This window comes from Roseateles albus, from assembly GCF_028595345.1.
Lineage (GTDB): Bacteria > Pseudomonadota > Gammaproteobacteria > Burkholderiales > Burkholderiaceae_C > Paucibacter_A > Paucibacter_A albus.
Genome location: NZ_JAQQXT010000015.1, coordinates 40,495 through 66,399, shown reverse-complemented (window position 1 = coordinate 66,399; position 25,905 = coordinate 40,495). Strand labels below are relative to the sequence as shown.

Genomic DNA, 25,905 nt, shown 5'->3' with positions numbered 1-25,905 from the left:
TGATTTTCACCGATCCACCGGCAGGCTTGCGCGCTGCAGGCAGAATCGAGCCTCCCTAGCCCGCTCATCGCTGCCCCATGATTAGTCCTAAGCCCGAACTCACTCGCACCATGCTCGCCATCCTGAGCATCGCCCTGCTGATGTTCACTTCGCTGTGGATACTGTCGCCCTTCATTGGCGGCTTGATCTGGGGCACGATGATTGTCGTGGCCACTTGGCCGATGATGCTCGCCCTGCAACGGCGCCTATGGGGGCGGCGCAGCTTGGCGACCTTGGTGATGGTGGGCTTGCTCTTGCTGGTCTTGTTTGTGCCGCTGACGATTGCGCTGAGCACCGTCATATCCCATGCCGACCAGGTGGTGGCCATGGCGGGCTCATTGAGCGTATCCGATCTGCCGCAGCCGCCGGCTTGGCTGGCTTCGGTGCCGCTGGTGGGTGAGAACCTGGCTGTTGCCTGGCACAGGATCACGGTCGACGGCATCGCGCCGCTGGTGGCCCTGGCCAAGCCCTATCTGGGCGTAGCGCTCAGATGGACGGCGTCGCAGGCCGGCAGTTTGGGCCTTGTTGGCCTGCAGTTTCTATTGACCGTGGTCTTGGCCGGAATTTTGTACAGCAAGGGCGAAATCGCTGCCCGCACCGTACGCGGATTTGGCCGCCGCCTCGCCGGCGAGCAGGGCGAAGCGGTGATCACCCTGGCCGGCCAGGCGATTCGCGGGGTGGCGCTGGGCATCGTCGTGACGGCCCTGGTGCAGTCGGTGCTGGGCGGCCTGGGCCTGTGGGCCGCCGGTGTGCCGCTGGCGAGTCTGTTGACGGCCGTGATGCTGATGCTGTGCTTGGCACAGATCGGCGTCGTGCCGGTGCTGCTGCCTGCCGTGGCCTGGCTTTACTGGGGCGGCGACAACCTTTGGGGCACGCTGCTGCTGCTCTGGACCATGGTGGTCGGCACCATGGATAACTTCTTGCGCCCCTGGTTGATCAAGAAAGGCGCCGACTTGCCGCTGCTGCTGATTTTTGCCGGCGTCATTGGCGGCTTGTTCGCCTTCGGCTTGGTCGGCCTTTTCATCGGGCCGGTGGTGTTGGCGGTCACCTACACCTTGCTGAATGCCTGGATCGGGGACGCCTTGCCGGCAAGCCAAGCCCCTGCCGATGCACAGGGTCCGGTCAAAGACCCGCAGCCTTGAAGCTGGCACCCCGTACCTCAAAACGCAGCTGCTGCAAGACCCGCCCCTGCTCGTCCAACAAGCGCAGCACGTGTTGACCGGGCTGGGGAGCCCAAGCCAGATGGCTGCCGCGCCCCAAGAATTTGCCGTTCAGCTCCCAACGGCCTGCCTGACCTTCAAAGCGGATCTTCTGAGCCGCTGGCGGGATATCGGGGTCGAGCGCGTAGATGCTGCCATTGAGTGGGTTGCTGATGCCCAGTCCCTGGTTCGAGCGTTGCTGAGCCGTCGCCCGCATGCGGGCCTGCTCGGTGCCTCGGATAAACCATTCGGGGCGCGCCGGCTCGCGCTCGGCCTCAAACTCGACGCGCTGCTGCACCAGACCAATGGGCGCTTGCGGTGCCCTTGAGGGCTGAGCCCGGTGCAAATAGCCGGCCAGCTTGGCCCAGACGGGTGCGGCCCCGCTGACCCCGCTGACCCCATGCATGGCCTCGCCGCTGGCATTGCCGACCCAAACACCAATCGTGTAGCGAGAAGTGAAGCCCAGGCACCAGTTGTCGCGCATGTCCTTGCTGGTGCCGGTCTTGACCGCCGCAAAGCCGGCGCTGGCCAGCACGCTGTCGAAGCCGAAGGTGCGCGCACGGGCGCTGTTGTCGGCCAAGATGTCGGCGGTGATGAAGCTGGCCGCCGCTGTGCTGACGCGCCTCGGCGCGGCGTTGCGGTTGGGGCTGGAGGAAGTGGAGCCGGCGCGCTGATTCAAAGGCACTGGGCTGTATTGCCCGCCATTGGCCATGCTGCGATAAGCATTGCTCAGCGCCAACAAGCTGACATCCGAGCTGCCCAGCGCCAGCGACAGACCGTAGAAGCCGCTGGTCTCGGGCAGCGCCAGACCCAACGCATTGAAGCGATCGAACAATGCTTCGGCGCCTAACATCGCCGTCAAGCGCACGGCCGGCACGTTCAAGCTATTGCCCAGAGCGCTGCGCGCCGACACAAAGCCTTTGAACTCGCGGTCATAGTTCTGAGGCAGATAGAGGCCGGCCGGCGTGCTGATCTGCGTTGGCGAGTCATCCAGCAAGCTGGACGACGTGATCAAACGTTTCTCCAAAGCCAACTGGTAAATGAAGGGCTTCAAGGTCGAGCCTGGCTGGCGGCGTGCCAACACCCCGTCCACCTGCGCTGCACTCGATAACGCTCCGCTGGAGCCCACCCAGGCCAGCACTTGGCCGCTGGCGTTGTCCAGCACCAGCAGGGCACCGTCTTCAACATTGCGACCGGACAACTCAGCGAGCTGCTGCTTCAACAGCGACATGGCATAACGCTGCAGCCCCGCGTCAAGGCTGCTGCGCTGCAGGGCCGGACCATCCGCGCGCAAGAACTGGCGGGCGAAATGCGGCGCCAGCTGCTCGCCCAGCAGCATGGCCGGGCGGCGCGCCAGCAAGGCCTCGGTGTCGCCTTTGAGTGCCTCACATTGCGAGTCTGCGCTGCGGCCCATCAGCTGCAGCAAGCCACAAGCCCGCTGGGCCAGCAGCGCCGGCGCGGCATTGGGGGCGCGCAGCATGGCCGCAGCCAGCGCCGCTTCTTCCGCGTTCAAGCCGCTCGGGTGTTTGGCAAACAGGGTCTGCGCCAATGCGTTGATGCCGACCACCTCGCCCCGAAAAGGCACGCTGTTCAGATAGGCCTCCAAAATTTGCGCCTTGCTCCAGCTGCGCTCCAGCTGCCCTGCCAGCACGACCTGGCCCAGCTTTTGCGAGAGGCTGCGGCCGGCCGCCGGGCGGGCCAAGCCAGCGTCGATCAAGCCGGCCAATTGCATCGTCAAGGTCGAAGCTCCGCTGGTTCGGGTGTTCCACAGATTGCCCCAGGCGCTACGTGCCACCGCCGACCAATCGACGCCGCTGTGCTCGTAAAAGCGTTTGTCTTCGCCCAGCAACAAGGCCTGCAACAAGGCCGGCGAGACCTCCTCCAGCGCCACCCAGGCCAGCGCGCGGCGCTGGTGATCCAGGCGCAGCGTCTGCAGCGCTTCGCCGTTGGCCGCCAGCAGCGTGAAGTCAGACACCCGGTGCGCCGCGCGCGCTTGCTCGAAGCTGGCTTGCGCCCAAGCCGGCATGGCCAGGCCCAGCGAAAGACTGAGCCCGCAAACCCAGCGTCGAATCAAGGGGCTACCTCCAAGACCGCTTGCGGCAACTCGCCAAACTGCTCAGGTGCATAGAGCGCCTCGGCGCGCGTGCCCGGCAGCATGAAGCGGCCGGCATTGTTCAGGCGCACGGTGTAGCTCAACTCATGCTTGCCACGCGGCAAGAAGTCGAAATAGCCGCGCCAAGCCTCAAAGCTGCGTTCGATATAGACCGGCCGGCGCCCGAGCGGCGCTGGCGCACTGGCCGGGCTTTGCAAGGCCAGGCTCGAATCTCCGCCCAGGCCCGAGCCCATGATGGCCGCACCGGCTGGCAAGGGGTCGGACAGCACCACCCAGGTCATATCGCTTTGCGCCTCAAGCTGCAGACGCACCCGCAGCAAGTCGCCGCGCGACCAGCGCCCCGGCACTTTTTGCTCGACCGGCTGCAGCTCGCGCGTGATCCGGTAGCCCGCGTTCAAGGGCTCTTTCAAAGGCACGGCCGCCAGCGATTGAATCGTCACCCAGGGCTTGCCCGCACCTTGTTGCTGCAGCTTCAGCTGACCCTCGCTCCAAGGCAGCAGCAAAGCAGCACCATCGGGCTTGCGGGCCCAGTCCTGCTTCAAGCTCTGGCTGCCCAGCGACACCAGCGTCTGCCCGGCCGGCTTGACCGACTCAAACCTCTCAGCAAACTTATCTAGCGCCAGCACGCCCCAAAGATTGGCCGTGGTGGTGGCCCATGCCCCTTGGCGCTGGCGGGCCAAGAGGCCCTGCACCATGCGCGGCAGCTCGGCGCTCCAGGCCGGATCATCCAGCGCCGCCAGAGCCAAGCGCGCGGCGTTGCCGTCGGCGCTGTCCATCAGCCACCACCAGGCGTCATCCTCTTCGTTGCTGAACTTCAGCATCGTGCCGGCATAGCTGAGCCGGCTGCGCAGCATCGCTTGCGCCTCATTGATGCGCTGTTCGCGCTGCGGCGCCTTGGCGTTGCGCGTGAGCAGGCTGAGCCAATCGATCACGGCCGCCGTCGGCCAGGTGCTGAGATTGCGCGCATCGACGCTGGCAAAGCCACTCGAGCCGACGCGGCCGTAGCGCGCCAAAGCCTCCAAGGCGGCCAAGCGCCGCACCTCGCCGTCCAGCTGCGCGCTGCGCGGCGACCAGCTCTTGCGCACCAGGCGTCCCTCGACAAAGGCACTCAAGCCGTCCAGCATGCGCTCGCGCGCCGCCGCCGGCAGCTCGCGCCCGGACGCGTGTGCGGCCGCCAGCACATAGGCCGTCAGCCTGTCGCTGCCGCCGGCCCGCTCGCCCTCGGTCGGCGGGAAGAAGTTGGCCAGCCCATCCGCATCCAGATAGCCGGGCAGGCGGTTCATCAGCGCCTGCCAGCGCGCGCCGTCATGCAGGCCAATCGCCTGCGAGGTCTGCTGCTCCAGGCAGCTGTAAGGGTAGGTCTCGAAAAATCGCTTGAGCCCCGGCAAGTCTCCGCCCAAGCGCGCTTGCAAGACCACATTGACGCCGCCCCGCTTGGGGCCGCTGGGAGGCCAGGCGTCGGCCGGTGGCGCCACAGCCAGGCTCATGCTGCCATCGACTTGGCTCAGGCTGGCTTGCAAGACCTGCACCTTGACTGCAGGCAGCACGCGCTGGCTGAATTTGAGCCGATCTCGGGCCGGCCCGCCGACCTCCTGTGCCTGCGCTTCCCACTGCAGATCGCCCGCGCCCTCGGGCACCTGCAGCTGCCAGAGCAATTCGCTCGCCGCGCCGGCGGCCAAGCTCAGGTCTTGCGCCGGTGGGTTCTTGATCTGAGCGCCGCCTGGGCTACTGCCCTGCAAGCTAACGCGCAACTTCATGGCCCGGTTGCTGCTATTGCGCAGCGTCAGCGCGGCCTGGAACTGATCCCCCTCGCGCACCAAGGGCGGCAGACCGGACAGCAGCTGCAAATCCTGCGTCACCCGCACCGAGGCTTGGCCGGTGCCAAATTTTTGCGCGCCCGCATCGGCCACCGCCACCAAGCGGAAGCTTGTCAGCGAGTCGTTCAGCGGCACCTCGATCACCGCCTCGCCATTGGCATCCAGCAAGACCTGTGGCCGCCACAGTAGCAAGGTATCGAAGAGCTCGCGCGTCGGCGCGCGCCCGCCGCCCCCGCCCGCCGCCACCGCCTTGCGGCCGTAATGGCGCCGGCCAATGATTTCACTCTGCGCGGTGGCCGTCTCGACGCCCCAGCCGCGGCGCTGAATCAGCGCTTGCAACAAGTCCCACGACGCATTGCCGCGCAGCGCCAGCAAGCCCTCATCAACCGCCGCAAACGCCACTTGCGCGTCGGCCAGCGGGCGGCCGTCTTGGCTCACCTTGACGCGGGTCTGCACGGTCTGGCGCACGCTGTACTGCAGCTTGTCGGTCGTCACTGTGACTTGCAGCTGATGTTCGGCCAGGCCCACTTGCAGCTCGGTCACACCGAGTTTGAAAGACGGCTTGGCCAGATCCACCATCGCCGTCGGCGCAGGCATGGCGCGGCCCTCGCGGAAGGCGCGCCACCAATCCACCGGCGCGCGCCAGCCCCAGCGGAAAAAGGAATACCAAGGCACCTCGAACACCCGCCCGCGCAGCGCCAGCACGCTGACATAGACGTTAGGCGCCCAGGCCTTGTCGATCTTGAGCTCGATGCTGGGGTCGCTGCCGCGCAGCGTCACGACCTTGGTTTCGATCACGCCCTCGCGCTCCACCGCGACCAGGGCTGTCGCCTCGCGAAACGGCATGCGCACCTGCAGCCTGGCCGTTTCACCCGGCTCGTAACGCTTCTTCTCGGCCAAGACATCGATACGGTCGTCATTGTCTTGCGGGAACCACAACTCGCCTTGGCGGGTCAGCCACACCTGGCTGGCGGCTTGCGCTACGCGGCCCTCGGCGTCCGAGGCTTGCGCCACCAGTTCCACCTCGCCCGCCACGTCCAGCTTGGCTTCACAGGCCAGCAAGCCTTTGTCGTCGCTGCGGCCGCTGCACACGACCCCCAGCGGCTTCACCTCGTTGCGGTTGTCATAAGCATAAAAGCCGCCGACCATGCGTTTGCGCGAGCTGATCATTTGATTCAGGCTCGCTTTCACCTCGATGCGCTGGCCGGCCAGCGGCTTGCCCGCCGTGTCCAAGGCCAAGACGCTGAAGCTGAGCTTGCCCTCGGCATTGCTGACCCAGCCCTTGCTGCGCAAACCCAGCACGACTTGGGAAGGCCACAGCGGCAGTACTTGCGCCACCGTCTTGGTTTCGCCATTCGGGTCTTGATAGCTCAGCTCGGCCAGCAACTCACTGGCGCGCTCAATCTTGGGCAAGGGCTTCAACAAGAACTCGGCCGCGCCATTGCGGTCGCTCAGACCGGCCAGCTTGTCTATGACCAACTTGCCGTCGCGCTGAACCGCGTGGCCCTCGCCTTGTGCGCCCTCTCCTTCGGGCTCTTGATAGACAGGCTCGCCCCCATTCGCGCCACGCTCGCGCGGAGGCTCGAAGGAGAAGTCCTCGAAGCCGGCAAAGCTCAGGCCGCGCGGCCGCAACAGAGCGCTGAGTTTGAGCGGGGCCTGGGCCAAGCCGCCGCCCGCCATATAGTTCAGCTGCGCCGTCATGCGCAGCTCGCGCGGGGCTACCGGCAAGGCCTTGGGGCCACTCAGGCGAGCATCAATCAAGGGTACGCGGAACTCCTCAACCCTGAACTCCCCGCTGGGCCAGCTACGGCTGTGCGAAGCCTCAGCCCTGCTCCGCTCCAAGGTGATCTGGTAGCTGCCCAGTTTGGCATTGGCCGGGATTTGCCACTGCGACAGGCTGCTGCGCGCCGTCGGCCAAGTCAGCGGCAAGCTGATCTGCTCACCGCTGCCTTGATGGGTCAGCTTGACGCGGTCAGGCAGTTGTTCGGGCCGGGCCAGGCGCAGACCTTGCAGCGTCTGCAGCCGAAAGAAATGCTTCATTGACACCGTCTCACCGGCGCGCAGCAAGCTGCGGTCCAAGACCGTGTGGGCTCGCGCATCGGGTTCGGGGCCGTTCGAGGTCGGCAGGCCGAAACGCCAGTTCTCGATGCCTCGGTTCCAGTTGCTGAACACAAAGGCCATATCACCGGGCTTCTTGATGTCGGCATCGGCCTTGCGGGCGGTGATGAAGAAACCCCGCTCCGCCACGCAGCGCCGGTCATTCCAGTCCGGCTGCACCAGCGCCAGCGGTATTTTTGCCAAGCCCTGCGCATCGCTGCGCCCACTCCACAGCGGCTTGCCGGCGCAGTCATTGACGACCACGTCCGCCTGCGGCACCGGCTGGCCGCGGTCCAGCGTGGTCACCCAAACCAGGCTGTTCTCGCGCCCCCATTTGAAGTGCACGCCCAGATTCGTCACCAGCACGCCGGTACGCACATACATCGCGGCGTCTTTGTCCAGCAAGGAACGACCCAGCTTGGCCGAACTCAGCTCGACCACGTGATAGCCGGGCTCGGCCAAGGGCAGGCCTATCACCTCAAAAGGCCGCTCTTGCCCTTGCACCGCGCCAGGCAGGGGCGGCAGCGCCAAGACCTGCGTGGCTTGCTGGCGGGGCAGCAACTCGACCTCGCGCGAGTGCACATGGCGCGTGCTCAACTGGCTGCGCGTCCTGCCGGACGCGTCCACTGTCTTGACCGTCTCTTGCCATTGCGAGGGCGGCAAGCCCAGCTCGCGCGCAGACAGCGACACCTCGTGGGTATGCATCAGCTTGGCGTACCAGGCCAGGACCTCGGCGTCGGTCTGCAAGCGCTTGATGCGGATCTCACCCGGCGGCGACTTGGTGGGCCGGTCGGTGGCATGCCAGTCGGCCTGCACATGGCGCATCGTGATCGGCAGCAAGGCCGCACCGCCAGCGTCCCGCTCAAGCACGCCAAAAGGTGCAGCCGCAAACTTGGCCAGTGGCGGCGCGGCAGCGGTCGCCACCTTGAGCGGGAAGCTCGCAGCATTGCTCAGGGCGCGGCCACTGAGGTCTTTCAAGCCTGCCGGCAGTTCCAGCGTGAATTGGGCGTTTCCGGCCAACGGGGCGGGAAAGCGCAGTTCGCTCAACTCAAGCGTTTTATCGTCCGCCGCCACCTTGGGCGCCAGAGCAGCACCACTCGCCGCACCATTCGCCGCACCACCCGTCGGCCTCAAGCGCACTTGCAGCGCCAACTCGCGCGCCACCGGTTCGCTGAACACCAAGCGCAGCGGCCGCACCGGAATGCAAGCTGCATTGGCGCGCTCGCGCTCGCAAGAAAAATCCGCCGTGAAGGGGCGGCGCACCTGGAATTCAAAACGCTGCGTCGCCCCCGCATTGCCGTGGCTCCAGACAAGTTGCAGCTTGGCGCCGGCGGGCAGCGGCCGCTGGCAATGCAGCAACCAATGGCGCCCCTGACTCTTGCTGAGCCGCTGCGAAGCCAGAACCTTGGCGAGCGTGGCTTCGTCGGCCAGCACCGCAGGCAAGCGTTCGCCCAGGCCCTCGACCTCGCACCAGGCTCGCTGGCCGACGTCGGCCGCACTCAGGCCCCCGTTGAGCTTGAGCAAAAAATGCTGATCTTCTTCAATCTGGCTGCCCGCCCAAGGCTGGGTTTGCAGCACGATGGCCGCGCCGGTTCTGAATCCGAATTCACGCGGGCCAGTCAAGGCGCCGCCCAGCGGCTTGAAATCGTCTTTCAACAAAATCTGACATTGCAGGCCCGCCGCCATGGGCTCGTTCAGGTCGAACAGCCACTCCCGAGCGCTGGCCCAGCGCCCGCTGCCGGCAACCTGGGCGGCGCCCGTTGCACCCATGCAGCGCAGCGAGGCCGGCGCCGGCAAGCGCGGATCTCCGGCGGCCACCACCGGCTCGGAAAAGCCCAGTCTGATTTGCCTGACTTCGGCCACTTCGCCGCTGGGGCTGACGGCAACAGCCGCCGCATGGGCCGGTGGCCAGGCCAGCGGACCGAATATTGCCGCCAACAAAAATGCCCGTCGAGATAACTGACCAATCCAGCGTTTCATCTGCCCTCCCAAGCCTTGCTGCTGCACGCACAAGTCTAGTGCCTGGGGCTGCCTGCAGGTAGCGCAATGGCAAGGCGCAAGCAAGAGAAAAGTCCTCAAGCTGAGCGCCCCTCAAACGAGCGCCCACAAAAAACCCGGCCGAGGCCGGGTTCAACTTGGACGACGATCCAAACTCAGGGCTTGTTGCCTGTTGGGAAAGGCCAAGCGGCTTGTGGGCTCAGAGCGGTCTTCGCTGCAGGTGCGGCTGCGGCCGGCTTGGCAGCTGCCTTTTTAGCGGCAGGCTTGGCGGCTGGCTTGGCAGCTGCCTTGGCTGCTGGCTTGGCGGCTGGCTTGGCGGCTGGCTTAGCTGGCGCCTTGGCAGGAGCCTTGGCTGGAGCTTTAGCGGGAGCCTTCTTGACGGGCGGGGTCTCCTTCTTGGCTGGCGTTGCAGGCTTCTTTGCAGGAGCTGCAGGCTTCTTCGCAGGCGCAGCGGCCTTCTTGGCTGGAGCCGCAACCTTCTTGGCTGGAGCAGCTGCCTTCTTCGCAGGTGCAGCAGCCTTCTTGGCTGGAGCAGCAGCTTTCTTCGCAGGAGCGGCAGCCTTCTTGGCTGGAGCAGCGGCCTTCTTGGCCGGTGCAGCTGCCTTCGGTGCAGCAGCCTTCTTCGCAGGTGCAGCGGCCTTCTTGGCTGGAGCGGCAGCCTTCTTGGCCGGCGCTGCTGCCTTAGGTGCAGCCGCCTTCTTCGCAGGTGCGGCAGCCTTTACGGGAGCTGCGACCTTCTTGGCCGCAGGGGCCGCCTTGGGTGCAGGTGCGGCCTTTTTGGCCGGAGCCTTCTTTGCAGTTGCCATTTTCAGTTCTCCTTGATCAAGTGGAAAGAGCACTGCCTGCATGGCCTAGACCGGTGCAGCGCAGTTATTCACCACCCAGATGTCGCTTAAGGTTGGCGCCCCGGTGCGGTGAATTGGGTTGTTGGCTGAACAAAACTTCAGCCAACGAATCTTCTTGAATCAACAACAAACTGGAACAGCGCTGACAAAGGCTCCAAGCCCTTGCCGACTCAGTCCCAGGACAAAGCGCCACCGGATTGGTATTCGATGACGCGGGTTTCGAAGAAGTTGCGTTCCTTCTTCAGGTCAATCATTTCGCTCATCCATGGGAAGGGGTTCTCCTCACCAGGGAAGAGTTCTTCCAAGCCAATCTGTGTCGCACGCCGGTTGGCGATGTAGCGCAGATAGCCCTTGAACATCGATGCATTCATGCCCAACACGCCACGTGGCATGGTGTCTTCGGCATAGGCATATTCCAGATCAACCGCCTTCAGGAACAGCGCCTTGATCTCGGCCTTGAACTCGGGCGTCCACAGATGCGGGTTCTCCAGCTTGAGCTGGTTGATCAGGTCGATGCCGAAATTGCAGTGCATGGACTCATCACGCAAGATGTACTGGTACTGCTCGGCCGCACCGGTCATCTTGTTTTGACGGCCCATCGCCAGGATCTGCGTGAAGCCGACGTAGAAGAACAAGCCTTCCATCAGACAAGCGAAAACGATCAGGCTCTTGAGCAGCGTTTGATCATTTTCGGGCGTGCCGGTATTGAAGTGCGGGTCCATGATCGCGCCGATGAAGGGGATCAGGAACTCATCCTTGTCGCGGATCGACTTGACCTCGTTATACGCGTTGAAGATCTCAGACTCATCCAGACCCAGCGACTCAACAATGTACTGATAAGCGTGGGTATGGATCGCTTCTTCAAAGGCCTGGCGCAGCAGGAACTGGCGGCACTCGGGCGCAGTGATGTGGCGGTAAGTACCCAGCACGATATTGTTGGCGGCGAGCGAATCGGCGGTGACGAAGAAGCCGAGATTGCGCTTGATGATGCGGCGCTCGTCTTCGCTCAAGCCATTCGGGTCTTTCCACAAGGCGATGTCGCGCGACATATTCACTTCTTGCGGCATCCAGTGGTTGGCGCAAGTGGCGAGGTACTTTTCCCAGGCCCATTTGTATTTGAAAGGCACCAACTGGTTGACGTCGGTCTGGCCGTTGATGATGCGCTTGTCGGCGGCGTTGACGCGGCGGGCGGGCGCGGCAGGAGTGGCAGCCGGGCCGAATGCAGGGGCATTCGGCGTTAGGGATGCGGCCGCTGTCGCAGCAGCATTGCCAGTCCCAATCGATGAAGGAAATACGGTGGCAGTCGGACCGGCGTTCGCAGCGGGGCTGGGCGCGGGGTTCGCGACATTCGCGGGTGCTTTTTCAGCGGGCTTCAGGTCTTCTTCCCAAACCAACATAGTCTGTTTTCCTATCGAGTCGAATTATCAGAGTGTTGCGTTCAAACACCAAGGACTTCTTGACATTTAGAGGTCTCGCGCGTTGCTCGGCCGCAAATCACATAACTCTTAATTTATGCATACAAAAATCAGCAGATGCCGATGAACAGCGGCATCGCAGGCGACGAGAAAATGGGCCACCTCAAATCGAGTGGCCCATTTTCTTTTCAACGATTTACTGACAAGCCTCGCAATCAGGGTTGTCAATCGAGCAGAACTTCATGTCGGTCGCGGGCAACTCGGGTTCAGCCGCGGCGACTGGCGCGCTCGAAACACCGGCCGAAACCATGCCCGCCGTTGCCCCCGACGAGACCGCATTGAGCTGACCCGACGACTTCACGGTGCTCTTTTCGGCATGCGTGGCACCCATGGTGCGCAAATAGTAGGTCGTCTTCAAACCTCGCAACCAAGCGAGTTTGTAGGTCTCATCGAGCTTCTTGCCCGAAGCGCCGGCCATATAGATGTTCAGCGACTGAGCCTGATCGATCCACTTCTGGCGGCGTGCGGCGGCTTCCACCAACCACTGCGTCTCGACCTCGAAGGCGGTCGCGTACAAGGCCTTCAACTCTTCCGGCACGCGGTCGATGCGGCGCAGCGAACCATCGAAGTGCTTCAGGTCCATCACCATCACGTCGTCCCACAAGCCCAGGCGCTTGAGGTCACGCACCAAGGCGTCGTTGATGACGGTGAACTCGCCCGACAGATTCGACTTGACCGACAGGTTGCCGAAGCATGGCTCGATCGAGGCGTCCACGCCGATGATGTTGGAGATGGTGGCCGTCGGCGCGATCGCCACGCAATTGCTATTGCGCATGCCGTGCAGTTGGATGCGGGCACGCAGCGCGTCCCAGTCCATCGTCGTCGAGCGGTCCACTTCGACATAGCCGCCGCGCTCCTTGGCCAGCAGGTCGAGCGAGTCGATCGGCAAGATGCCGCGGTCCCACAGCGAGCCGCGATACGAGGAGTAGCGGCCGCGCTCTTGCGCCAACTCGGTCGAAGCCTGGTAGGCGTAATAGCAGATCGCCTCCATCGAACGATCGGCGAACTCGACCGCCTCATTCGATGCATAGGGCAGACGCAAGGCGTAGAGCGCGTCCTGGAAGCCCATCAGCCCCAAGCCGACCGGACGGTGGCGCAGGTTCGAGTCACGCGCCTTCTTGACCGCGTAGTAGTTGATGTCGATGACGTTGTCGAGCATGCGCATCGCGGTCGAAATCGTCTTTTGCAGCTTGGCGTGGTCAACGCCCTTGCTGCCGTCTTCGCCCAGCACCAGATGCTGCAAGAGGTTGACCGAACCCAGATTGCAAACCGCGATCTCGCTGTCATTGGTGTTCAGTGTGATCTCGGTGCACAGATTGCTCGAGTGCACAACGCCAACATGCTGCTGCGGCGAGCGCACATTGCAAGCGTCCTTGAAGGTGATCCAAGGGTGGCCGGTTTCGAACAGCATCGACAGCATGCGGCGCCACAGGTCCTTGGCCTCGACGCGCTTGAACAGCTTGATCTCGCCGCGATCGGCCTTTTCTTCGTAGGCGACATAGGCCTTCTCGAAGGCGATGCCGAACAGGTCATGCAGATCGGGTGTGTTGGACGGGCTGAACAGCGTCCACTGGCCACCGTCCATCACGCGGCGCATGAACAGATCGGGGATCCAGTTGGCGGTGTTCATGTCGTGGGTGCGACGGCGGTCATCGCCGGTGTTCTTGCGCAGCTCCAGGAACTCCTCGATGTCGAGGTGCCAGCTTTCCAGATAAGCGCAGACCGCGCCCTTGCGCTTGCCGCCCTGGTTGACCGCAACCGCCGTGTCGTTGACCACCTTCAGGAAGGGCACCACGCCCTGGCTCTTGCCGTTAGTGCCCTTGATGTGCGAACCCAGAGCGCGCACCGGGGTCCAGTCATTGCCCAGACCACCGGCAAACTTGCTCAACAGCGCGTTCTCTTTCAGCGCTTCGTAGATGCCGTCCAGATCGTCGGCCACCGTCGTCAGGTAGCAGCTGGAGAGCTGCGAGCGACGCGTGCCGGAGTTGAACAGCGTCGGCGTCGAGCTCATGAAGTCGAAGCTGGACAGCACATCGTAGAACTCGATCGCGCGCGCTTCGCGGTCGATCTCGTTCAGCGCCAAGCCCATCGCCACGCGCATGAAGAAGGCCTGCGGCATTTCGATGCGCTGGTCGTCGATGTGCTGGAAGTAGCGGTCATACAAGGTCTGCAGGCCGAGGTAGTCGAACTGCAAATCGCGCTCGGCCTTCAAGTGCGCACCCAAACGGGCCAGGTCGTATTGACCCAGGCGCTCGTCCAGCAACTCGGCCTTGACGCCCTTCTTGATGTAACCCGGGAAATACTCGGCATAGCGCGCGTGCATCTGCTCTTGCGTGATCTCGCCGCCGACCACCTCGCGGCGGATCGTGTGCAGCAGCAAACGTGCCGTCGCCTGGCTGTAGCCGGGGTCGCGTTCGATCAGGGTACGGGCGGCCAGAATCGCGGCTTTGTAGACCTCGTCGATCGGCACGCCGTCATACAGATTGCGCTTGGTCTCGGCCAAGACCGGGTCCGGCTTGACGTCCTCACCCAAACCGGCGCAGGCCGACACGATCAAGCTTTGCAGATGGGCAAAGTCCAGCGGCACGCGCTGGCCGCCGTCGATCACGGTCAGCTGCACCTCGGCGACCGGCTTATCGATCTTGCCCTGAGCCAGACGCTCTTGCAGGCGACGCTCGCGGTAAAGCACATAGGCACGCGCCACTTCGTGATGGCCGCCGCGCATCAGGCCCAGCTCGACCTGGTCCTGCACATCTTCAATATGGAAGGTGCCGCCGCTTGGGCGCGAACGCATCAACGCACGCACCACCGCTTCGGTCAGGCCGTCAACGGTCTCGCGCACGCTGGCCGAGGCCGCGCCGCTGGTGCCATGCACGGCCAAAAAGGCCTTCATCAAGGCGACGGCAATCTTGCTCGGCTCAAACGACACCACGGCGCCATTGCGGCGCAGGATTTGATAGGCCTGAAATGCCGATTGCAAAACCTGGCCTTCGGGGCTGACCAAATGCGGGCTTGCTCCCAAAGTAGCGGCGTGGGCGAGTTGAGTCTGCATGAATCGTCCTTTGATGTCTCGGTGAAATATTGAAAAAAAGAAACCACTACGCGCCTGAGTCGCGCTTATCGCTTCAATTGAAATTGGGAATGGATTTGGGATGCGCTTGGCGCATCGGCTCAGCTTTCAAATCTGCTGTGGCCACCTTGGTTTTTGGGACGGGGCTTGCGCCTGCGCCTAGCCTTCGCCTGCCTGGGAAGGCCGCCAAACCAATTTTGAATTCCGGGCCGAAGGATAGCATGGGCCACACTATATCTGGGGTCACAGCGACACTCAAGCACTACAGATAGCGTATCTATCCCATTGACGAAGATCGAAATTAACGCTAGTCATGGCCATCAGGGCGGCTGCAAAGCTTGGCCGCGAAGGGCCTCTTTGCTTGATGCCTTCTGAGCAAGAGAAGGCCAAGCCGCAGCCCAGCTTGGTTTACGAAGAAAAACAGCCGCTAGGCCGCGCCAATACTCGCTCAGGCCTGGTCGTCGGACTGCTCGGCCTCGTCAGCCGTCACACCCAGCCGGGCCATGCGGTAGCGAATTTGGCGCAGCGACAACCCCAGGCTGGCGCCGGCAGCGGTGCGGTTGAAGCGGTGCTGCGTCAAGGCACGCAACAAGATGTCGCGCTCGACATCGTCCAAAAAGCGCGCCAGATCGGTCGGCAGCTCGTTGGGCGCCTTGTCATGCCCAAAGCTGTTTTTAATCGACACGCCGCCTTCCGGCTCGAAGTCATCGGCCGAGCTCAGCCCGCCCAGCAGCGAGTCATCCAACAGCGATTCAGGCAAACCGAGGTCGTCCGCATCGATCCATTCACCGCCGGACAAAGCCAAAGCGCGGTGCAACAAATTTTCCAGCTCACGCACATTGCCGGGGAAGCCATAGCGGGTCAGCTGCGCCAATGCGGCGGGCGTCAGCTGCGGCACCGGCGAGACGCCGGCGTCGGCCGCTATGCGCTCCAGCACCCGCTCAGCGATCATGGGCACGTCCTCGATGCGCTCCCGCAAGGGCGGCACACGCAGCTGAATCACATTCAGGCGATAAAACAAATCTTGTCGAAAACGCCCCGCCGCCACCTCGGCGCCCAAGTCTTTATGGGTTGCACTCAATATCCGCACATTGACCGAGGCCTCTGCCACCGCACCGACCGGCCGCACAGTCCGCTCCTGGATCGAGCGCAAAAGCTTGCTCTGCATGGCCAAGGGCAAATCCCCAATTTCATCCAGAAAAAGCGTGCCGCCGTCGGCCGCCTGGAAGAAGCCCTCGCGGTCTTCATTCGCGCCGGTGAATGCGCCTTTGCGGTAGCCGAAGAATTCGGCCTCCAAGAGCTGCTCAGGGATGGCGCCGCAATTGACCGCCACAAAGCGCTGGCGCGCACGCACACCACTGTCGTGAATGGCGCGCGCCACCAACTCCTTGCCGGTCCCCGACTCACCCTGCAAGAGCACCGGCGCCATGCTGCGCGAGACCTTCTCAATCAAAGAACGCAACTCCTGTATCGCCGCCGATTTGCCGGCCAAGCGGGACAGCGCCGTCAGCGTTGGTACGGCAGCGAGGGGGAGGCCTTTCACCAACTGCTGCCGCTCTTTGACGGGCGGCAGTTGTTGCGGCGCCTGCGGCTGCAGAGCTGATTGAGGCAGAGGCGGCAATTTCGTCGGCGCCACCGCTGGCACGGCTGGCGCCAACTTTTGCGGCTGCCGACCCAAGGCGGAGGCCACAACCTGCCGGAACTGGCGCAGATCAACCGGCTTGGTCAGGTAGTCATAAGCACCTGCCTTGAGCGCTTCGACGGCATTCTCGGCCGAGCCATAGGCGGTGATCACCAGCGTTTTTTCGTCCCGGCCTTGGCTTTCCAGCCAGTGCAAGAGGTCCAGGCCGCTGCCATCGGGCAAGCGCATATCGGTGATGACGGCGCTGTAGGGGCGGCGCTGCAGGCACGCCAAGGCCTCCTGCACCGAGCCGGCCGTATCCAGTGCATAGCCTTCGCGCACCAGCGTCAACTCATACAAGGTCCGCAGGTCGGGCTCATCGTCGACCACCAGCAAACTCAGGGCCATGCCATCGGAAGAAGCGCTGCTCATACTGGCTTTCAAAAAAGAGAGGGGTTGCGCACGGCCGCCCCGATTGCAGCGGATTCGATCAGCCGCAAGCGGATGCTGAACTCATTGCCAGGCAAGACCGAATCTTGCCGGCGGCGGTAGCTGATCTGCGCACCGTAACGCTCGCACAACTCGCGGCAAATATACAAACCCAGGCCCGAGCCCCGGCTGCGCGTCGAGAAAAAGGGCTCGAACAAATGCCGCTCGACCTCGGGCGGAATCGCCGGCCCGGCGCTGAAGATCGTCAAGCGGGCCATCGGCGGCATCGGCGGCATCGGCTGCATTGTTGGGGTGCTGGCATCCGACTCCGGCGCCAAGCTCACCTGCACCGAGGCCGGCCCCGGCGTGGCGTGGCGCAGCGCGTTGTCGAGCAAATTGACCAAAACCCGTCGCAGATGTTCGGGATCAAAGCTGACCACCAAGGCTTGCAAGGGCAAGGCACAACTCAAGGGGTCGGAGGGGCCGGGTGCGAGTTGGTTGGTGCGCGCCCATTCCAGGCAAGCTTCGCTGACCAGCAAGCTCGCATCCAAAGGCACGGGGGCCGGCACCGCGCCGGGTGCAACTTCCAACACATCGTCAATGATGCGTTTGAGGCGGGTCACATTGGAGGCCACCATGCGCGTCAACTGCTGCGCCCTGGGGTCTTGCACATCTTCGGCCAACAAGGCATTGGCCTGGTCGATGGCGGCCAAGGGATTACGGATTTCATGCGCGATGCCGGCCGACACCCGACCCATCGCGGCGAGCTTTTCTTGCTGACTGCGCGCCAGCACCTTGCGGTTATCCTCGATGAAGAGCACGCACAAATCCTCACTCGCCTCCGACTCGCGCCGGCGCGTGAAGCGCATGCGCAAACGCAGACTGCGCAGCGTGCCATTGCCGAAACTCAGCCCCACATCACGCCCCGCCTCGGGCCAAGCGGCCGAGGCAAAAGCCTGTTCCACCGCCCGCACCAGCGGCTGCCAGGCCTGCACGCCGCGCAGCTGAAACGGTGCCGTGCGTACCGCCGCCTGGCCGTCGGCCAACAAATCGCGGGCGGCGGGATTGGCGGCGCGCACATGGCCGCGCCGGTCCACCACCAACACACCCTCTTGCATTTCGTCGATCACCAGGCGGTTCAGCTGGGCTTGCTGGCGCGCAAACTCCATGCTGCCACGGGCCGTGCGTTCCTCGCGTGCCAGGCGGCTGGCCATCTCGCTGGCCAGCAAGCTGATGACAAAAAAGCCGCTGCCCACCAAGCCTGCCTGCGTCAGACGCAAGGCGACATCGGCGCCATCCAGCACCGCCCAGCCCGCCACACCCAGCATCACCAGGGCCGCAATCGCCGCGGTAGCCAGTCCGAGTAAGCGCGGCGCCAACACACCCGCCATCAAGACCGGCAGCACGAACAGCGCGCCGTAATTGACACCGCCGCTGCGGTCCGAGGCATGTAGCAGGCCGAACAAGGCCAGATCAAGCCCAATGCTGGCCCACCATTGCGGGCTGCTGATGCGCGCCAGCGTCTTGGCAGACGCACCGCGCTGCAGGCGCGGCAGCAACCAAAGTGCGACGGCCTGGGTGGCGTACAGCACACACAAAACATTGGTCCACAGCGGCACCGCCGAGCCCAGCAGCCCGGCGATCAGCTGCGTCGCCACCAGCGCCAGCCCCAGCGCCGCCCGCGCGGCCAAGAAGGCCCGGTACAAACGCGTGAACGCATTGCCGCCGGCATTCACCAAGCGTCGCGCGGGCTGAAAAAAGAACTCCGAGCTTGCAGCAATAGATGCGTCGGCTGGCGACTGGTCGAAGCCGCCAATGCTGTCAAGGGCGTCAACGGCCTCCACGGCGTCAATGCCGTCCAAGGTATCCGGCGCGTCGCCGGCGACACCCGGCCCGAACCAAGACTGGGGCGTCTCAGTCATGAGTGCTTGCCATGCTCCAGCTCATAGCTTGCCCGGTGGGCCGAGCTGCAAAACACACCGCCCTGCCCTGGCAAGGCTTCATCCAAGGGCAGGTGCAGCCCGCATTGCGCGCAAGTACCCATGTTCAGGGCCTTGGGCTGAGCAGGAGCTTGCGGCTTAGGGGCCGGTGGCCGCGCACGCTTGCGGGCCAGCATTGAAAACACTAACCCCAAAACAACGATGAGCAAAAGGTACTTCATGGCAATAGAGATTCTTCCAGCGTGAAAACGCGACCGGCACTCAGACCGTGCGCTGCAAAACAACTTCCAGCACAAAGCGCGAGCCGGCGTAAGACAGCAAGAGCATCAAGGCGCCAAAGTAAAGCCAGCGCGTCGCCCGGCGGCCGCGCCACCCAAACACACGCCGCCCCGCCAGCAGACCGCTCAGCACCAACCAGCCCAGCACCGCAAACAAATTCTTATGATCCCAGCGCCAATGCGGGGTGAACCACCAACCCAGCAAGACCGCCAAGGACAGGACGGCCACGCCGGCGCCAACAAATTGAAACGTCAGCCGCTCCAGGCGCAGCAGCGGCATCAAGGGCTCGGGACGCGGCTCTTGCGGCTTGCCGATGCCGGGCTTCATCTGCCGCATCTGTCGCTCAGCCCGGCTCAACAAGGCCGCATGCAAGACCGCCACCCCGAACAGGCCGTAAGAAGCCAGGCCCAGCACCCAGTGAATCGGCGCCCAGGGCGACGCCGCCTGCGGCCTGCTCTCACCCGGAAACACAAAGGCCAGCAGCACCACGGTCGCCGCCATCAGAGCCAAAATGCGCCGCACGCTGGCCAGCGGCAAGAAGCGGCTCTCCAGCATATAGACGGCGATCACCAGCCAGACCGTCATCGACAAAGCCGGCGCGAAACCGAAGCGCGCGCCCGGCACCGCTTGGCCCAAGCCGGCAATATCCAAGATCAAAGCGAGCAGATGGACCGCCCAAGCCAGCAGCAAGGCGCCCTGAGGGCGAGCAGGTGTTTCCTGGCCTCTGCCACTCGCAGCAGCGACCCAGCCATAGGCCGAAATAGACAGCAAACTGGCCCCGGCCAACAAGGCGCCAGCAGGTGTTTGATAAGCGGACGATAAAATCATGGCCACAGTGTACTTTTGCGCGCCTCGCCAGACCGACGGCGCCACTCCCCATGGCTTCCAATTTGACCGACCGCCTGAGTCGTCTCGTGAAAACGATGCGCGGCCAAGCTCGCATCACCGAAACGAACGTCCAGGAGATGCTGCGCGAAGTGCGCATGGCGCTGCTCGAAGCCGACGTGGCCCTGCCCGTGGTGCGGGACTTCATCGCCCGCGTTAAAGACAAGGCGCTCGGCGCCGAAGTGATCGGCTCGCTCAACCCCGGCCAGGTGCTGGTGTCGATTGTGCAAAAGGAGCTCGCCGCGACCATGGGCGAGGGGGTGGCCGACCTCAACCTCGCCGCTCAGCCGCCTGCCGTGATCTTGATGGCCGGCCTGCAAGGTGCGGGCAAGACGACTACCACCGCCAAGCTGGCCAAGCACCTGATCGAGAAGCGCAAGAAAAAGGTGCTGACGGTCTCCGCCGACGTCTACCGCCCGGCCGCGATCGAGCAGCTCAAAACCGTCACCAAACAAGCCGGCGCCGAATGGTTCCCATCGACCCCGGACCAAAAGCCGCGCGAGATCGCACTGGCCGCGATCGACTACGCGAAGAAGCATTATTTCGATGTGCTGCTGGTCGACACCGCCGGTCGACTCGCCATCGACGAGGCCTTGATGGCGGAGATTCGTGAACTCCACGCGCTCTTGAACCCGATCGAAACCTTGTTCGTCGTTGACGCGATGCAGGGTCAAGACGCGGTCAACACCGCCAAGGCCTTCAAGGAAGCGCTGCCACTGAGCGGCATCGTGCTGACCAAGCTGGACGGCGACTCACGCGGCGGCGCGGCGCTGTCGGTCCGCCAGATCACCGGCGCCCCGATCAAGTTCGCGGGTACGTCCGAGAAGATCGACGGCCTGGAGGTGTTTGACGCCGAACGTCACGCCGGCCGGGTACTGGGCATGGGCGACATCGTCGCGCTGGTCGAAGAAGTCACCAAGGGCATCGACGTCGCGGCCGCGCAAAAGCTGGCTGACAAGCTCAAGACCGGCAGTGGTTTTGATCTGAACGACTTCCTAGCCCAGATCACGCAAATGAAGAAGATGGGCGGCCTGGCCGGTCTGATGGACAAACTGCCCTCGCAGATGAGCGCCAAGGCGGGTGCTGCCGATATGGACCGGGCCGAGAAAGACATGCGCCGCATGGAAGGCATCATGAACGCGATGACCGCCAAAGAGCGCCGTCAGCCTAGCCTCTTACTCGATGGCAAGAGCAAGGCGAGCCGCAAGCGCCGCATCGCCAGTGGCGCCGGCGTGCAGATTCATGAAGTCAACCGCGTGCTGACCCAGTTCGATCAGATGCAGGGCATGATGAAGAAGATGAGCGGCGGCGGCATGATGAAGATGATGAAGAAGCTGGGTGGTATGAAGGGCATGGGCGGCATGCCCGGCATGAAGTAGACCCCTCGCCCGCGGGTACGCGGTCGGTCCCCCGAGGGGACGTAAAAATGGCCGGTATCGAACCGGCCATTATTTCTTGGCGCCCGGCTTGGGACGGCCCGGCGCTCGGGCGCAAACCCCTATTCGAGCAGCGCCTGCGCGAACTCGCGGGCGCTGAAGGTTTGCAAGTCCTCCAGCTTCTCGCCCACACCGATGAAGTAGACCGGAATCGCACGCTCGCGCGCAATCGCCGCCAGCACGCCGCCCTTGGCCGTGCCGTCGAGCTTGGTGACAATCAAGCCGGTGAGGCCAATCGCGTCATCAAAGGTCTTCACCTGCGCCAGCGCGTTCTGGCCGGTGTTTCCGTCAATCACAAGCAATACCTCATGCGGCGCGCCGTCTTGCGCCTTGCCGATCACGCGCTTGATCTTCTTCAGCTCTTCCATCAGATGCAGCTGCGTCGGCAGGCGGCCGGCCGTATCGGCAATCACCACATCACAGCCGCGCGCGCGCCCGGCGGTCACCGCATCAAAGGTCACTGCAGACGGATCACCGCCCTCTTGGCTGACGATCTCGACCTGGGTGCGGTCGGCCCATACCGCCAATTGCTCACGCGCGGCCGCGCGGAAGGTGTCGGCCGCCGCCAGCAAGATCTTCTGATCGGCCTCGGCCAGGTGGCGGGTCAGCTTGCCGATGCTGGTGGTCTTGCCGGCACCGTTGACGCCGACCACCATCATCACCGTCGGGCTGTGCAGGCCCACGCCCAAGGACTTCTCCAGCGGCCGCAGCAAATCGGCCAGCGCCTCCACCAAAAGCCCACGCACGGCCGCAGGATCGGTCGCCTTGGCCTCCTTGACGCGGCGCTTGAGATCGGCCAGCAAATGCTCGGTCGCTTTGACGCCGGTGTCGGCCATCAGCAGCGCGGCCTCCAATTCCTCGTACAAGGCATCGTCAATCTGCGTGCCGGTGAAGACCTGCGCAATGCTGGAGCCGGTCTTCCGCAGCCCTTGGCGGAGCTTGTCCATCCAACTGCGGCGCGGCTCGGTCGCTGCCACCTGAACAGGCGGCTCGGCGCTCAATGCGACCGGCGCCGGCGCTGGGGCCAGCTCAGGCTCGGCAGCTAGAACGGGAGCCGGTGGCGCAACGATCAACTCCGCCAGCATTTCGGCTACCGGCGCGGCCATTGGCGTTTCGGGCTGCTCGGCTTCAGGCAAGCTCGCTGGCACTGATGCCGGGGCAGGCTCAGGCGCGGCGGGCGTGGATGAGAATTTTTTCTTGAAGAAGCTGAACATGAGGACGAAAACCCGAGAGCGACAGCCGCTAGGCGCACTGCCTTGTGAAAAGCCCGCGCCGAGCCCCAAAAAACCAGCGCGCAGGCCTGTGGCCATGCCGGCCGCCAAACCATCAAGGCAGAATCATAATCGGCCGGCTCGGCCGACCTGCTGCAGCAAAAGGAATCCAGCCATGCGAATACTCAATGCCGAAGCCACCGCCGACCTGCTGCCATATGAGCGCTTGATACCTGCCGTGGCGCGGGCCATGCAGGATTTGCGCGCTGGCCTGATTCATGCCAGCGCCCGCACCGTCTTGCCTTTGCCCGAGGGCGGCACATATTTAGCGATGCCCTGCACCGACGCTCGCTATGCGGTCACCAAACTGGTCGCCGTGAACCCCGCCAACCGCGAGCGCGGGCAGCCGACCATCCAAGGCCGCGTGGTGGTCAGCGAAGCCGGCACCGGCACGCCCCTGATCATTCTGGACGGCATCGTTGTTACCGCACGCCGCACCGCCGCCGTCACGCTGCTAGGCATAGAGACGCTGCTGGCTCGCCCGCCCGAGACGGTCGTGTTGGTAGGCACCGGCACCCAAGCAATGACACATGCCTTGGCGATGAGTGAGCGCTGGCCAGGCGTGCAACTGCGCTGCGTCGGCCGAGTTCGTGCGCAAAGCAGCGCTTTTGCTGCTGCGCTAAGCGCTCAAGGCTTGAACGCCAGAGTTTTGCCCCTGGAACAAGCACTGGAAGACGCCAGTGTTGCCGTCACCGCTACCACCTCCTTGACGGCGGTGCTGCCGGACGACGTCGCACCGAACACCTTGATCGTCGGTCTTGGCAGCTTCACGCCGCAAATGGCCGAACTGCCAGCCAAACAGGTGCGGCAGCGGCAGTTATGGGTCGATGACCTTGACGGCGCGCGCCACGAAGCCGGTGACTTGCTCCAAGCCGGCGTCGACTGGAGTCGCGTGCACATACTGGCCGAAGCTCTGGCCGACAAGACCCTGCCGCGCGCACCAATGCTGCTAAAAACCGTAGGACACGCCGCCTGGGATCTCGCTGCCGTGCGCACCGCCTTGGCGGAATGAAAAACTTTTTTAACTAAATCCTTGCGCATCTTCAAAACTCGATGCTATAGTAGAGGGCTTGAGGCGCTTTAGCTCAGCCGGTTAGAGCGACGGAATCATAATCCGCAGGTCCGGGGTTCGAATCCCTGAAGCGCCACCAAAATCAGAAAGCCTTGTGAGTCTTCGACTTACAAGGCTTTTTTCTTACCCGGGACCCGTGCAGCGGATCCACAACGCGTCAAGGCGGGTAACTCGGCTTCGCCGCAAGATCACTGGCGACTCGAATGTAATCAGCGATCGCCTGCCCGTCGACCCTCCCCGACTATCAGCGACAATCCGGCTCATATGTTTGCACTGTTCGATGACGCCGGAAAATTCCTCGCCGGCCGCGTGATGTCTGAAGCCGATAGTTCGATGCAGATCGAAATGGAATCGGGCAAGCGCGTCAAAGTAAAAGCCGCCAATGTGCTGCTTAAATTCGATAAACCCACACCGGCCGAGCTGATTGCCTCGGCGCAGGCGCTGGCCAAAGAGATCGATCTCGACCTCGCCTGGGAATTTGCGCCGGAAGGCGAGTTCGGCTTTGCCGAGCTGGCGCGCGAGTACTTCGACGCCAAGGCCAGCATCAATCAGCAAGTCGCGGCGCTGTTCGCCTTGTTTGAAGCACCGCACTACTTCCGCCGCGCTGGCAAGGGCCAGTTCAAAAAAGCGCCGGAAGAGATCGTCAAGGCGGCCCTCTTGGGTCTGGAGCGCAAGCGCCTGCAAGCGCTGCAGATCGAAGAATGGGCGACCGAGCTGGTCGAAGGGCGCTGCCCCGTGCCGGTAGCCGACCAGATTTACAAGATTTTGTTCAAACCCGACAAGAACGGCCCTGAATACAAGGCAGTGGCCTTGGCCACCCAGCGCGCCCGCAAGGCGCCGCTGGAGTTGCTGCAAAGCGTCGGTGCGATCAGCAGCGCTTACCAGTTCCACTGGAAGCGCTTCTTGTTCGACCAGTTCCCCAAGGGCTATAAGTTCCCGCCTTTGAGCGCGCCCGCGATCAAGGACGATTTGCCTCTGTCGACCGTGAGTGCTTTCTCGATCGACGATTCAGCCACGACCGAAATCGACGATGCGCTGTCGGTGCAAGGCCTCGGCACCGGCACAGTCATCTTTGGCATCCATATCGCAGCACCGGGCCTGGCTTTTGAGCCCGATTCGGCGATCGACAAGGTCGCACGCGAGCGCCTGTCCACCGTCTATATGCCGGGCTGGAAGCTGACCATGCTGCCCGACGATGTCGTGCAGGCCTACACGCTGATCGAGGGCCGCGCCTGCCCGGCCGTCTCGCTTTATGTGACCATGGACGAGGCGACGCTGGCCATCACCGGCAGCGAGACCAAGCTGGAGCGCGTGCCTATCACCGCCAATCTGCGTCACGACAAGCTCGACGCCATCATCACCGAAGCGACCTTGACCGGCGAGGCAGCAGCCGACTACGCGTTTGCGCCCGAGTTGGCCTTTGCCTTCCGCCTGGCCCGCCACTTGAAGGCCGGCCGCGAAGTGGTACGCGGCAAGCCGGAGAACTTCAACCGGCCGGACTACAACTTCCGCCTCGACTCCAATGGCGAGCATGAGCCCAAGGGCGGCGAGATCGTCAGTATCACGACGCGCCAACGCGGCGCGCCGCTGGACTTGATCGTGGCCGAGGCGATGATTCTGGCCAACTCGACCTGGGGCGGCTGGCTCAATGACATGGGCCTGCCCGGCATCTACCGCAGCCAGGCCAGCATGGCGCCCGGCATCAAGGTGCGCATGGGCACGCGCGCCCAGCCGCACGCCGGCCTGGGTGTGCCGCAATACACCTGGTCGACCTCGCCGCTGCGCCGCTATGTGGACCTGGTCAACCAATGGCAAATCATTGCCTGCGTGCGCAATGGCCGCACCGCCGCGCTGGTGGCACCGTTCAAGCCCAAAGACGCTGCACTGTTCTCCATCATCTCGGGTTTTGACGCGGCTTATGCCGCCTATAACGGCTTCCAGAACGGCATTGAGCGCTTCTGGACCATCCGTTATGTGGTGCAAAACCAGATCACCGAGATGACGGCCACGGTGATGAAGGACGGCTTGGTGCGCGCCGACGACTTGCCGCTGGTCTTCAAGGCGGCCGGCTGCGACGCGCTGCCGCGTGGCTGTGCGGTGCGCGTGCGCATCACCGGCACCGACGAGATGACGCTGGATGTGCATGCGACGCTGATCGAGCGCTTAGATGCGGCCGCGGCACTGCCAGTCGAGGACGAGTCAGCCGAGGATGAAGACGAAAGCGAAGGCGCTGGACCTTTGACGCTGACCGTCGACATGGACGCGCCGGAAGCCGTGGCCGATCAGGCCAGTGAAAGCGCCGAGGCGACGCCGACCTGA

14 protein-coding genes and 1 tRNA gene are annotated in these 25,905 nt (G+C 63.7%); 5 read left to right on the top strand and 10 right to left on the bottom strand.

The genetic code is table 11. The features are described from left to right. Positions 1-77: 77 nt before the first annotated feature. A complete protein-coding gene (gene ydiK / locus PRZ03_RS20105; RefSeq protein ID WP_273601972.1) occupies positions 78-1,181 on the top strand; it encodes an AI-2E family transporter YdiK in 1,104 nt (367 codons plus the stop codon). Here ydiK and pbpC read toward each other — a convergent pair. The 9 genes from pbpC to PRZ03_RS20060 form a co-directional block, all read right to left on the bottom strand. Further along, entirely contained in the window at positions 1,162-3,312 is a 2,151-nt protein-coding gene (gene pbpC, locus PRZ03_RS20100) for a penicillin-binding protein 1C (RefSeq protein WP_273601971.1), read from the bottom strand. The two genes, ydiK and pbpC, sit on opposite strands and share 20 nt — an antisense overlap. Continuing rightward, positions 3,309-9,245 (bottom strand): alpha-2-macroglobulin family protein, encoded by a 5,937-nt coding sequence (locus PRZ03_RS20095; protein ID WP_273601970.1) that lies wholly within the window; start codon positions 9,243-9,245, stop codon positions 3,309-3,311. The genes pbpC and PRZ03_RS20095 overlap by 4 nt, the downstream gene beginning before the upstream one ends. 173 nt (positions 9,246-9,418) lie before the next feature. Then, on the bottom strand, positions 9,419-10,069 hold the full coding sequence (locus tag PRZ03_RS20090; protein ID WP_273601969.1) for a histone: 651 nt from the start codon (positions 10,067-10,069) through the stop codon (positions 9,419-9,421). 209 nt (positions 10,070-10,278) lie between these two features. Next, a complete protein-coding gene (locus tag PRZ03_RS20085; RefSeq protein WP_273601968.1) occupies positions 10,279-11,505 on the bottom strand; it encodes a ribonucleotide-diphosphate reductase subunit beta in 1,227 nt (408 codons plus the stop codon). Positions 11,506-11,719: 214 nt separating this feature from the next. Further along, complete coding sequence (locus tag PRZ03_RS20080) at positions 11,720-14,635, bottom strand: ribonucleoside-diphosphate reductase subunit alpha (protein ID WP_273601967.1); 2,916 nt, start codon at positions 14,633-14,635, stop codon at positions 11,720-11,722. Positions 14,636-15,101: 466 nt separating this feature from the next. After that, positions 15,102-16,706 (bottom strand): sigma-54-dependent transcriptional regulator, encoded by a 1,605-nt coding sequence (locus tag PRZ03_RS20075; RefSeq protein ID WP_273601966.1) that lies wholly within the window; start codon positions 16,704-16,706, stop codon positions 15,102-15,104. 8 nt (positions 16,707-16,714) lie between these two features. Further along, a complete protein-coding gene (locus tag PRZ03_RS20070) occupies positions 16,715-18,625 on the bottom strand; it encodes a sensor histidine kinase (RefSeq protein WP_273601965.1) in 1,911 nt (636 codons plus the stop codon). Continuing rightward, complete coding sequence (locus PRZ03_RS20065) at positions 18,622-18,864, bottom strand: PP0621 family protein (protein WP_273601964.1); 243 nt, start codon at positions 18,862-18,864, stop codon at positions 18,622-18,624. The genes PRZ03_RS20070 and PRZ03_RS20065 overlap by 4 nt, the downstream gene beginning before the upstream one ends. Before the next feature lie 40 nt (positions 18,865-18,904). Next, the gene (locus tag PRZ03_RS20060) at positions 18,905-19,750 is read right to left on the bottom strand and encodes a cytochrome C assembly family protein (RefSeq protein WP_263535651.1); all 846 of its coding nucleotides are present in this window, start codon (positions 19,748-19,750) and stop codon (positions 18,905-18,907) included. A 50-nt stretch (positions 19,751-19,800) separates the two neighbouring features. Here PRZ03_RS20060 and ffh point away from each other — a divergent pair, with 50 nt between their 5' ends. Then, a complete protein-coding gene (gene ffh, locus PRZ03_RS20055; RefSeq protein WP_273601963.1) occupies positions 19,801-21,186 on the top strand; it encodes a signal recognition particle protein in 1,386 nt (461 codons plus the stop codon). 119 nt (positions 21,187-21,305) lie between these two features. Here ffh and ftsY read toward each other — a convergent pair whose 3' ends face one another. Further along, positions 21,306-22,457, bottom strand: a complete 1,152-nt coding sequence (gene ftsY / locus PRZ03_RS20050) for a signal recognition particle-docking protein FtsY (protein WP_273601962.1) — start codon at positions 22,455-22,457, stop codon at positions 21,306-21,308. A 172-nt stretch (positions 22,458-22,629) separates the two neighbouring features. Between ftsY and PRZ03_RS20045 the strand changes: the two genes are divergently transcribed. From PRZ03_RS20045 to PRZ03_RS20035, 3 genes are all read left to right on the top strand, one after another. Next, complete coding sequence (locus PRZ03_RS20045; RefSeq protein ID WP_273601961.1) at positions 22,630-23,526, top strand: delta(1)-pyrroline-2-carboxylate reductase family protein; 897 nt, start codon at positions 22,630-22,632, stop codon at positions 23,524-23,526. Positions 23,527-23,588: 62 nt separating this feature from the next. After that, positions 23,589-23,665, top strand: a tRNA-Met gene (locus PRZ03_RS20040). Positions 23,666-23,850: 185 nt separating this feature from the next. Beyond that, positions 23,851-25,905: a ribonuclease catalytic domain-containing protein gene (locus PRZ03_RS20035; RefSeq protein ID WP_273601960.1), complete on the top strand. Its 2,055-nt coding sequence runs from the start codon at positions 23,851-23,853 to the stop codon at positions 25,903-25,905.

Bases quoted from the DNA above. Each gene is read 5' to 3' on its own strand.
- ydiK (WP_273601972.1), top strand. From the start codon at position 78: ATGATTAGTCCTAAGCCCGAACTCACTCGCACCATGCTCGCCATCCTG.
- PRZ03_RS20095 (WP_273601970.1), bottom strand. From the start codon at position 9,245: ATGAAACGCTGGATTGGTCAGTTATCTCGACGGGCATTTTTGTTGGCG.
- PRZ03_RS20090 (WP_273601969.1), bottom strand. From the start codon at position 10,069: ATGGCAACTGCAAAGAAGGCTCCGGCCAAAAAGGCCGCACCTGCACCC.
- PRZ03_RS20085 (WP_273601968.1), bottom strand. From the start codon at position 11,505: ATGTTGGTTTGGGAAGAAGACCTGAAGCCCGCTGAAAAAGCACCCGCG.
- PRZ03_RS20080 (WP_273601967.1), bottom strand. From the start codon at position 14,635: ATGCAGACTCAACTCGCCCACGCCGCTACTTTGGGAGCAAGCCCGCAT.
- PRZ03_RS20075 (WP_273601966.1), bottom strand. From the start codon at position 16,706: ATGAGCAGCGCTTCTTCCGATGGCATGGCCCTGAGTTTGCTGGTGGTC.
- PRZ03_RS20070 (WP_273601965.1), bottom strand. From the start codon at position 18,625: ATGACTGAGACGCCCCAGTCTTGGTTCGGGCCGGGTGTCGCCGGCGAC.
- PRZ03_RS20065 (WP_273601964.1), bottom strand. From the start codon at position 18,864: ATGAAGTACCTTTTGCTCATCGTTGTTTTGGGGTTAGTGTTTTCAATG.
- PRZ03_RS20060 (WP_263535651.1), bottom strand. From the start codon at position 19,750: ATGATTTTATCGTCCGCTTATCAAACACCTGCTGGCGCCTTGTTGGCC.
- ffh (WP_273601963.1), top strand. From the start codon at position 19,801: ATGGCTTCCAATTTGACCGACCGCCTGAGTCGTCTCGTGAAAACGATG.
- ftsY (WP_273601962.1), bottom strand. From the start codon at position 22,457: ATGTTCAGCTTCTTCAAGAAAAAATTCTCATCCACGCCCGCCGCGCCT.
- PRZ03_RS20045 (WP_273601961.1), top strand. From the start codon at position 22,630: ATGCGAATACTCAATGCCGAAGCCACCGCCGACCTGCTGCCATATGAG.
- PRZ03_RS20035 (WP_273601960.1), top strand. From the start codon at position 23,851: ATGTTTGCACTGTTCGATGACGCCGGAAAATTCCTCGCCGGCCGCGTG.